This window comes from Collinsella sp. AM16-21 (assembly GCF_003471905.1).
Classification (GTDB): domain Bacteria; phylum Actinomycetota; class Coriobacteriia; order Coriobacteriales; family Coriobacteriaceae; genus Collinsella.
In genome coordinates this window covers 108,279-115,256 of record NZ_QRKJ01000002.1, presented here as the reverse complement: position 1 = coordinate 115,256, position 6,978 = coordinate 108,279, and the positions used below count along the sequence as shown (strand labels likewise).

Annotated in this window: 8 protein-coding genes and 1 tRNA gene; 4 read left to right on the top strand and 5 right to left on the bottom strand. The window is 57.5% G+C overall.

The genetic code is table 11. From position 1 onward, the window contains the following. Positions 1–305 precede the first annotated feature (305 nt). Positions 306–818 (bottom strand): PTS sugar transporter subunit IIB, encoded by a 513-nt coding sequence (locus tag DW180_RS02235; RefSeq protein WP_118237210.1) that lies wholly within the window; start codon positions 816–818, stop codon positions 306–308. 157 nt (positions 819–975) lie between these two features. Here DW180_RS02235 and DW180_RS02230 point away from each other — a divergent pair. The 3 genes from DW180_RS02230 to DW180_RS02220 all read left to right on the top strand — a co-directional run bounded on the left by DW180_RS02230 (position 976) and on the right by DW180_RS02220 (position 2,198). After that, a tRNA-Thr gene (locus DW180_RS02230) sits at positions 976–1,051 on the top strand. Positions 1,052–1,308: 257 nt separating this feature from the next. After that, entirely contained in the window at positions 1,309–1,734 is a 426-nt protein-coding gene (locus tag DW180_RS02225; protein WP_118237208.1) for a hypothetical protein, read from the top strand. A gap of 98 nt (positions 1,735–1,832) precedes the next feature. Beyond that, a complete protein-coding gene (locus tag DW180_RS02220; RefSeq protein WP_117564756.1) occupies positions 1,833–2,198 on the top strand; it encodes a hypothetical protein in 366 nt (121 codons plus the stop codon). A 135-nt stretch (positions 2,199–2,333) separates the two neighbouring features. Here DW180_RS02220 and DW180_RS02215 read toward each other — a convergent pair whose 3' ends face one another. The 3 genes from DW180_RS02215 to DW180_RS02200 all read right to left on the bottom strand — a co-directional run bounded on the left by DW180_RS02215 (position 2,334) and on the right by DW180_RS02200 (position 4,881). After that, on the bottom strand, positions 2,334–2,807 hold the full coding sequence (locus DW180_RS02215) for a YhcH/YjgK/YiaL family protein (RefSeq protein WP_089572396.1): 474 nt from the start codon (positions 2,805–2,807) through the stop codon (positions 2,334–2,336). A gap of 197 nt (positions 2,808–3,004) precedes the next feature. Continuing rightward, complete coding sequence (locus tag DW180_RS02205) at positions 3,005–3,940, bottom strand: hexose kinase (RefSeq protein ID WP_117648435.1); 936 nt, start codon at positions 3,938–3,940, stop codon at positions 3,005–3,007. Positions 3,941–3,999: 59 nt separating this feature from the next. After that, positions 4,000–4,881 carry an aldose 1-epimerase family protein gene (locus DW180_RS02200; RefSeq protein ID WP_117758690.1) on the bottom strand — a complete coding sequence of 294 codons (882 nt, stop codon included), beginning with the start codon at positions 4,879–4,881 and terminating at the stop codon, positions 4,000–4,002. A gap of 157 nt (positions 4,882–5,038) precedes the next feature. On the opposite strand from DW180_RS02200, the gene DW180_RS02195 reads away from it, so the two are divergent. Continuing rightward, positions 5,039–5,623 (top strand): hypothetical protein, encoded by a 585-nt coding sequence (locus tag DW180_RS02195; protein ID WP_117648434.1) that lies wholly within the window; start codon positions 5,039–5,041, stop codon positions 5,621–5,623. A gap of 75 nt (positions 5,624–5,698) precedes the next feature. Here the strand turns inward: DW180_RS02195 and nagA are convergent, their stop codons facing one another. Then, complete coding sequence (gene nagA / locus DW180_RS02190) at positions 5,699–6,868, bottom strand: N-acetylglucosamine-6-phosphate deacetylase (protein WP_117646248.1); 1,170 nt, start codon at positions 6,866–6,868, stop codon at positions 5,699–5,701. Between the last annotated feature and the right edge of the window lie 110 nt (positions 6,869–6,978).

The window sequence follows — 6,978 nt, the reverse complement described above, 5'->3', positions numbered from 1 at the left end:
CCGCACATAAGCCAATCACCCCGGAAGCGGTTTGATCCGAAGCCGTTGAGGCGAACCTCAGGTCCCTTTTCTGCGAGCGCCCAGGGCGCCACACGCGTGCACAGACTGTCGGTTCGACGTAGAAGCCTCAGCCGTAGCAACGGATTGCCCGGCGAGAGATCGCCGCGGGCGGATATTAAACTGCAAAGACGAGCGTCGGTAAGACACGCCGAGGTCGCCGCGGACGGGTTGATATAGGGAGAGGGCCTGACCCCATATCGTTGGGGCCAGGCCCGATTTTGCCTCTTGACAATGTCCTGCTCATATTAAAAGGAACGTCCCCAAGTGCCAAGGGTGTCCCCAACGACTAGTTGAATGGGGTCGGGATTGGAGCTGGGGAGGTAGCGGATTTCTAGCTCTATGCCGAGTTCTTGCAGCTCTTTGAAGGTGGCGACGTCTGTGTCGTCTACGGCAACTGTGGGCGTCGCGGGACGCTTGCCCTCCCCTGCTTGCATGTGACCGATACTGATCTTGGTAATGGGCACACCGCCCTTGACCAGCGCGAGCGTATCCGCGGGCGACGCCACCATGATGAGAATCCATTGGCGCGGCGTTGCGGTATGAATGATGTCGATGGTCCTTTGCACCGAGAAAAACCGCGTCCACACGCCCTCGGGCGCCGCGACCCTCATAGGCGCCCACTTGCGCGAATCCGCCGCAATCTCGTCGTTGACGATTAGGACGAGGTTGGAACCCATAGCCTCGTTCCACAGCTCAACGTCTTGCCCGTAAATAAACCGGTCATCGATACGCGTGAGAAGGATCTTGGGTTGAGCCATGGCAGTCCCATTCTGTTTGAGACTCGTAAGAGCGAGACATCACGTCTCCAATATTAGTGCATTTAAAGTGAGAAAAGCCGTCAGAACACTTGCGCGGATGTGTGATGTCCCGTATCATAGATAGCCGTTGACGCCTCAGTTGCGTCATCATATGGCCGCCAGCGTAGCTCAGTTGGTAGAGCACCGCTCTCGTAAAGCGGGGGTCACCGGTTCGAGCCCGGTCGCTGGCTCCATTACACAAGATAGCCGCCTTCGGGCGGCTTTTTTGTTGCCGATTTTGAGTGCGTGCGCGCCAATCCAAACATAGCCACGTCAACAGCGGCCCACTCGGTGGACTTCGGGTTTAATGCTTAGGGGCGGGGATTTACCAAAGTGAAATCTTAATGAAAAGAAACCCAGCTGCAACAATTGCCATGGTGAGGGCTCAAATTGGCCATATAGATCTAAAATAGTCACAATATACAAATGTCGAGAGATATTGACGATATAGATGAAAAGAACTAAGGGTTTTCTTTTGTTGGTAATGATGCTGCTCGGACTGTTCTGCCTGAGTGGCCCTTCTTGGGCCGAGGCTGCCTGTCCTGAAGGTGAGCCTCAGCAGTCTTATACGGGCAGCCTGCTGATAACTGCTAAGGAGGGCGATGCCGACTCTCAGTCTGGGGTAAATCCCCTTGCCACTTTTGAGGGGGACGGCGGAACGGTCAAGCTTGACCATATTGGTAGCGGGATTTTGAGGTGGCAAGTTCTTCCGGACAAAATTGCGAACGATCCCTTCTCTTTTGCTGGAACGATTTATCTATACAAGGTTGTGAGCGGAAAACAAAAATACGTCGATTGCTATCCGACAAACGGGTCTGGAATTGCATTCACCGGCATTTCGGGGCAGATTGATACACATGTACGAAAGGGAACCTAAGTGGTGCGTTGGGTTGGAGCTGCTGCAGGTCCGATATGGATTGCGGTCTTGCGCCCCGATGTCCAAATAGGTTTCTCTCTCTAGACGGGAAGTTGCTCATGGACGCCATATATGACGGAGATGACTGGGTCGATCATTATACTTGGCGCCTGGTCGGCTCGAACGACAATGGGGATGTGGTGTTTGATGGACTATGTCCAAAGCATCTCCATCCTTTTGTCTCGTCGTTAATTGAGAGTTCCGCTCGTGTTGCCCCCTACAGCTCGGCATCGCTTCATGATACGGACGTTTTGAAGACCATAAGGGAATCAATTGACGATGGCACGATGAGCGGCCCGCTGTTTTCTCGGCTTGTGGGGCTAGATGAGATTGGCTCGAAACGACTGCTTGCGGGCGAAAAAGTGGAACTCACTTATCGGTCGATGATTTCAATCCTGCGGCTAGCCGATGTTCTTCGCAAATAAATGAGGCTTCCCTATTCAAAAACAGAAAACCCCGCCAAACGTGATTTCCCTAGGGAAAACCCGTTTGGCGGGGTCCTAGCGTGATTTCCCTAGGGGAATCACGCCATCAGACGAACAGCTCAGCCAAGCAGCTCGCTACTCTTCCCAGTAAGCATCTGCAAGCAGCTTAAAGCAAATCTTCTTGACCGGCTGTGCGCCATCGCCCGGGAACTCGAGCGTGGGCATGTGGGGCTCGCCGGCAACGAACAGTGCAAACTTATCGTCGGCAAGATCGCCGGCGATCGAAGCGTCGGAATCGACCAGATCGTAGTCGTCCTTCTCGTCAAACTCCTGAACCAGCGTCAGGCTGCCCGTGGCGACCTTAAAGGCCTCGCGACCCTCGACGTCGATCTGCAGGTCGTGATAGCGCTGATGCGTCTCATAGTGAGCCTCGGCCTCGGGACGCGTCGTGGGAGACATGACGTTCGCAAAGACCTTCTCACCCAAAATCGGATGGCTGCCGACCTCGAGCTGTGCCGGGTCGTTCTCCTCGAGCCAGTCGATCAGCACGTCGAGGCCCTTGAGCATTCCGCGGTACTCCTCGATATCGCCCAATGCACCGTAAATCATCTAAATCCCCTCTCGGATCGCTTCTTTGGCGGCTAATCGGCAAACGCGTTACCGATGCTGTTGCCACCCACATACGCCTCGACCAGGGTAAGGTCGGGATTGAACACGACAAACTCGGCGTCGCGCCCCAGCATAATGCTACCGCACTTGTCGTCGACATGAGCTAGCAAGCAATGCCGGGGCCGACGCCCAGGCTTTTACAGCTCGGTCACGACAACGCCGTTGTAGACCTCGTCCCAACGATCCATGACCAGATGGCCGGTCATGGGATCCATGGCATTGAGCTTGCCGCAGGTGTTGGCGGTACGCAGCACCGTCTCGTCATCCGCGCCAGCAGCAATCGCATGCGCGAAGCCGGCAATGGTCGAATCGCCAGAGCCCGTAGCGTTAACGGCGGGGATATCGGGGGTCTTGGCGCGGAATGCACGGCCATTATGGAAGCCCACGGAGCCGGCAGCGCCCATGGACACGACGACCCAGGGGATATCGGAGAAGCGGGCATCAGAGGCGAGCGCGGCGCGGAGCTCGTCCACATCGTCGGTGGTAAAGCTCGTGCCCAGAAGGCCGTTAATCTCGGTCAGGTTAGGCTTGACCAGCTCGGGCTTAATTTCGGACTTAAGGGCGGCCTCGAGCGAAGCACCCGAGGTATCGAGCAGCACCTTGGCGCCGGCGTTCTCGGCAATACCCGTGATCTTGGCGTAGTAGCCCGCCTCGACACCACGGGGCAGCGAACCCGAGATGGTAACGACAGCGGCCTTGCTCGCAAGCTCGGCGAACTTGGCGGTAAAGGCATCGAGCTCCTCGGGGGCAATCGTCGGGCCGCTCTCGAGTAGCTCGGTCTGGTTGCCGGCGTGGAGGATGTTAAGGCAAATGCGAGTCTCGCCCTTGATGGGTACAAAATCATTCTTAATGCCGTTGGCATCCATGAGCTCGGCCATGTAGGCGCCCATGTGGCCGCCGAGCAAACCGGTTGCCACAACGTCGTCGCCCAGCTGGCCCAGTACACGGGCCACGTTGAGACCCTTGCCGCCGGCGGTCTTTTCGGGCGTCACACGGTTAACGTCGTCGATAATGAGCTCATCGAGCTGATAGCGTGTATCGACGGACGGGTTCATCGTAACGGTGAGGATCATTTTTAGCTCCTTATCTCGCAGGCTCCTTGTGCCTCGCGATACGAGTCGACAAAACGGAATTACAGAATCTCAATCGTGAACGAGCGAACGACGGTCTCCTTGGGCTTGGCGACAAGGCAGCCACGCTTATGCTCAAGCACGTCGTCCTCATCGGAGCAGGTCGAAAGGCCGCCCCAGGGCTCAACTGCCACAAAATCGCCCTCGGGCTTGCTCCATACAATGAGATACGGGAAGCCCTCAAAGCTCAGGCGGACGCCCTTGTCCTCGCCCTTCTTGGAAAGCGTGACCTGACGGCTCTCGAGCACGTCAAAGATGGTCTCCGCAAAATCGAAGAGCTCATGCGACAGAGGCAGCGTCTTTCCCACCATGGGGTTCTTGGAGCGGTTGGTCACGTCAATCAAGCCAGTCGAGGGGACGGCAGTGCAAAGCTCCGCCGCCTCGTCCTTCTCGAAGCGTAGCTCGTAGTCCGTATAGGCCTCGCCCTCGTCGAGCGGGCACCTAAAGCCGGGGTGTCCACCGATAAAGAACGGCATGTCCTCGGTGCCCTCGTTGGTCACCTCATAGGAGACGCGCACGGCAGCGTCCTCGAGCGTATAGCGGGCGACGAGCTTAAACGGATACGGATAATCGCTCAGCAATGCAGCGTTATCCTCGGATGCCAGACACACAGCCAGCTCGTTCGTGCTTTGGCTCAGCAGTTTCCACTCCTGCTTACGCGCAAACCCGTGGCGGGCGAGCTTCACATGATGCCCAGCGAACGTCATGGCGCTGCCGTCGCGCAGACCTCCGCAAATCGGGAAGCAGACCGGCGCCTGACCGGACCATACTGCGGGGTCGCCCTGCCACAAATACTCGCGACCGTCGGCCTCAATCGAGGTAAACGAGCCGCCGGCAGTGGAAACCTTAATAGAAATCGAATCGTTGGAAAGAGCGTATTCCATTACCCATCCTTTCGAACAACTGCTTTATTTCACGCAAGCGCCCGTTTCAATCCTAACCATAGAACAAACCCGCACGCTCATCGATGCGTCCGGTATCCCGGTCATGTAACGGGGTACCATACAGACATTGATGCAATTACAGCTGAAAGGCCTTCTTATGCGAACCATCATTCTTTATGCCTCACGCCACCACGGCAATACGAAAAAGCTCGTGGACGCCATCGTCGAGGCGCACCCCGAAATCGATACCCTCGACGTGAAAACGCTCGGCAAAAACGAGTATCCCAACCTGCACGAATACCATCTGATTGGTGTCGCCACGGGCATCTATTACTCCGAGATCGACAAGGACATGGCACGCGTGCTCACTAACGTGCTGCAGCCGCAGGACAAGGTGTTTGGCCTTATGACCTACGGTGGCAAAAACAAGTGGTACGGCAAGGATATCGATGGCATCTGCCGCATGAGGCAGGCCATCTTTATGGGTGTCTACGGCTGCCCCGGCTTTGATACGTGGGGGCCGTTCAAACTCACCGGCGGGGTCCAAAAGGGGCACCCGACCGCTGAGGAAATTAAGGGTGCCGTCGACTTCTTCGACAAGATCGAAGACGAGTATGGAGACATCATCGTCGAAGAGTACGCCAAGCGCGAGAAGCGTCTAGCCTACGAAAAGGAGCATCCTGCAGGAGGCCTGGTGGCCGGCGTTAAGCGCACGGCAAAGAAGATCGCTAACAAGCTGTAACTGTAAAGGTGCTTTTGAGCGTTTAACCCATACGGCGGGTCCGAGCAGATTCGGGCCCGCCGTCTTTTTCTTTCGTTACTCGGTAAAGGCGTTGCCGACGCTCTGGCCGCCAACATACGTCTCGACGAGGGTGAGCTCATGGTCGAACACGACAAAGTCGGCGTCGCGACCCGGCATGATGCTGCCGCACTTATCCTCGATGTGCGCGGAGCGTGCCGGCACCTCGGTTGCCATGCGAATGGCGATATCGGCGCTGGCGATGCCCCAGTCGACGATGTTCTTGACGCCCTGGGCAAGCGTGAGCACCGAACCGGCAATGCTCTTGCCATCGGCGAGCCAGCACAGGTTGTCCTTCATGATGACGTCCATGCCGCCGCTGGTGTAGCTGCCCTCGGGCATGCCGCCGCAGCCCAGGCAGTCGGTGATGAGTACCGTGTGCTGCCAGCCCTTGGCCTGCAGCAGCGCCTTGATGGCGGCAGGGTTTACGTGCTTGCCGTCACAGATGATCTCGGCGTAGGTCTCGGACGTGGACATAGCAGCACCCACGACACCGGGCTCACGGTGATGCAGCCCGCGCTGGCCGTTATAGGTATGCGTAAAGCAGCTGGCACCGGCGTTGATGGCGGCGATGCACTCATCGTAGGTGGCGTCAGAGTGACCGATGCTGGTCACCACACCCTTGGCGTTCAGAGCAGCCGCATAAGCAGCGGCACCGTCGCGCTCGGCCGCCATGGCGCTCTTAACGATGCGACCGCCCGCAGCCTCCTGCCACTGATCAAAGACCTCCTCGGAGGGATCGATAAGATAAGCGGGGTTCTGCGCGCCCACGTGCTTCATGGTAAAGAAGGGGCCCTCCAGGTAGATGCCCTGAATGCGAGCACCGCAGAAGTCGGGGCCGCGACCCTCGTCCGCCTGAGCGATGGCGGCGCAGGCGTCCTTGATCTGCTCGACGCCATCGGTGAACGTCGTGGGTAGCCAGCTGGTGGTACCGCGACGGGCGAGCTCAGTCGAGCTGATATCGATACCCTCGGGGTCGTTATCGGTAGTTGAGTGGTTGTAGAAGCCATGGATGTGGGTATCGACCATACCCGGTGCGATCCACGATCCCGTGTAGTCCTTGATCTCGCAAGAGGGCTCGTCGGCCTGCCAGGCGCCAAAGACGCCATCCTCGACCATAAGATAGCCGCCCAGCTGCGGACCTGCCGGCAAGAAGAACTTGTCAGCCTTAATTGCGTACGTGCTCATATGCACTCCTTGCTTCTAAAGCAGTTGACTGTGGTGATGCTTATACCCGGTCCAAGTGAAAACAAAAAGCGCCCGCCCGCCGTTATGAGCGGACGGGCGCCCTTACAGGG

Bases quoted from the DNA above. Each gene is read 5' to 3' on its own strand.
- DW180_RS02235 (WP_118237210.1), bottom strand. From the start codon at position 818: ATGGCTCAACCCAAGATCCTTCTCACGCGTATCGATGACCGGTTTATT.
- DW180_RS02225 (WP_118237208.1), top strand. From the start codon at position 1,309: ATGAAAAGAACTAAGGGTTTTCTTTTGTTGGTAATGATGCTGCTCGGA.
- DW180_RS02220 (WP_117564756.1), top strand. From the start codon at position 1,833: ATGGACGCCATATATGACGGAGATGACTGGGTCGATCATTATACTTGG.
- DW180_RS02215 (WP_089572396.1), bottom strand. From the start codon at position 2,807: ATGATTTACGGTGCATTGGGCGATATCGAGGAGTACCGCGGAATGCTC.
- DW180_RS02205 (WP_117648435.1), bottom strand. From the start codon at position 3,940: ATGATCCTCACCGTTACGATGAACCCGTCCGTCGATACACGCTATCAG.
- DW180_RS02200 (WP_117758690.1), bottom strand. From the start codon at position 4,881: ATGGAATACGCTCTTTCCAACGATTCGATTTCTATTAAGGTTTCCACT.
- DW180_RS02195 (WP_117648434.1), top strand. From the start codon at position 5,039: ATGCGAACCATCATTCTTTATGCCTCACGCCACCACGGCAATACGAAA.
- nagA (WP_117646248.1), bottom strand. From the start codon at position 6,868: ATGAGCACGTACGCAATTAAGGCTGACAAGTTCTTCTTGCCGGCAGGT.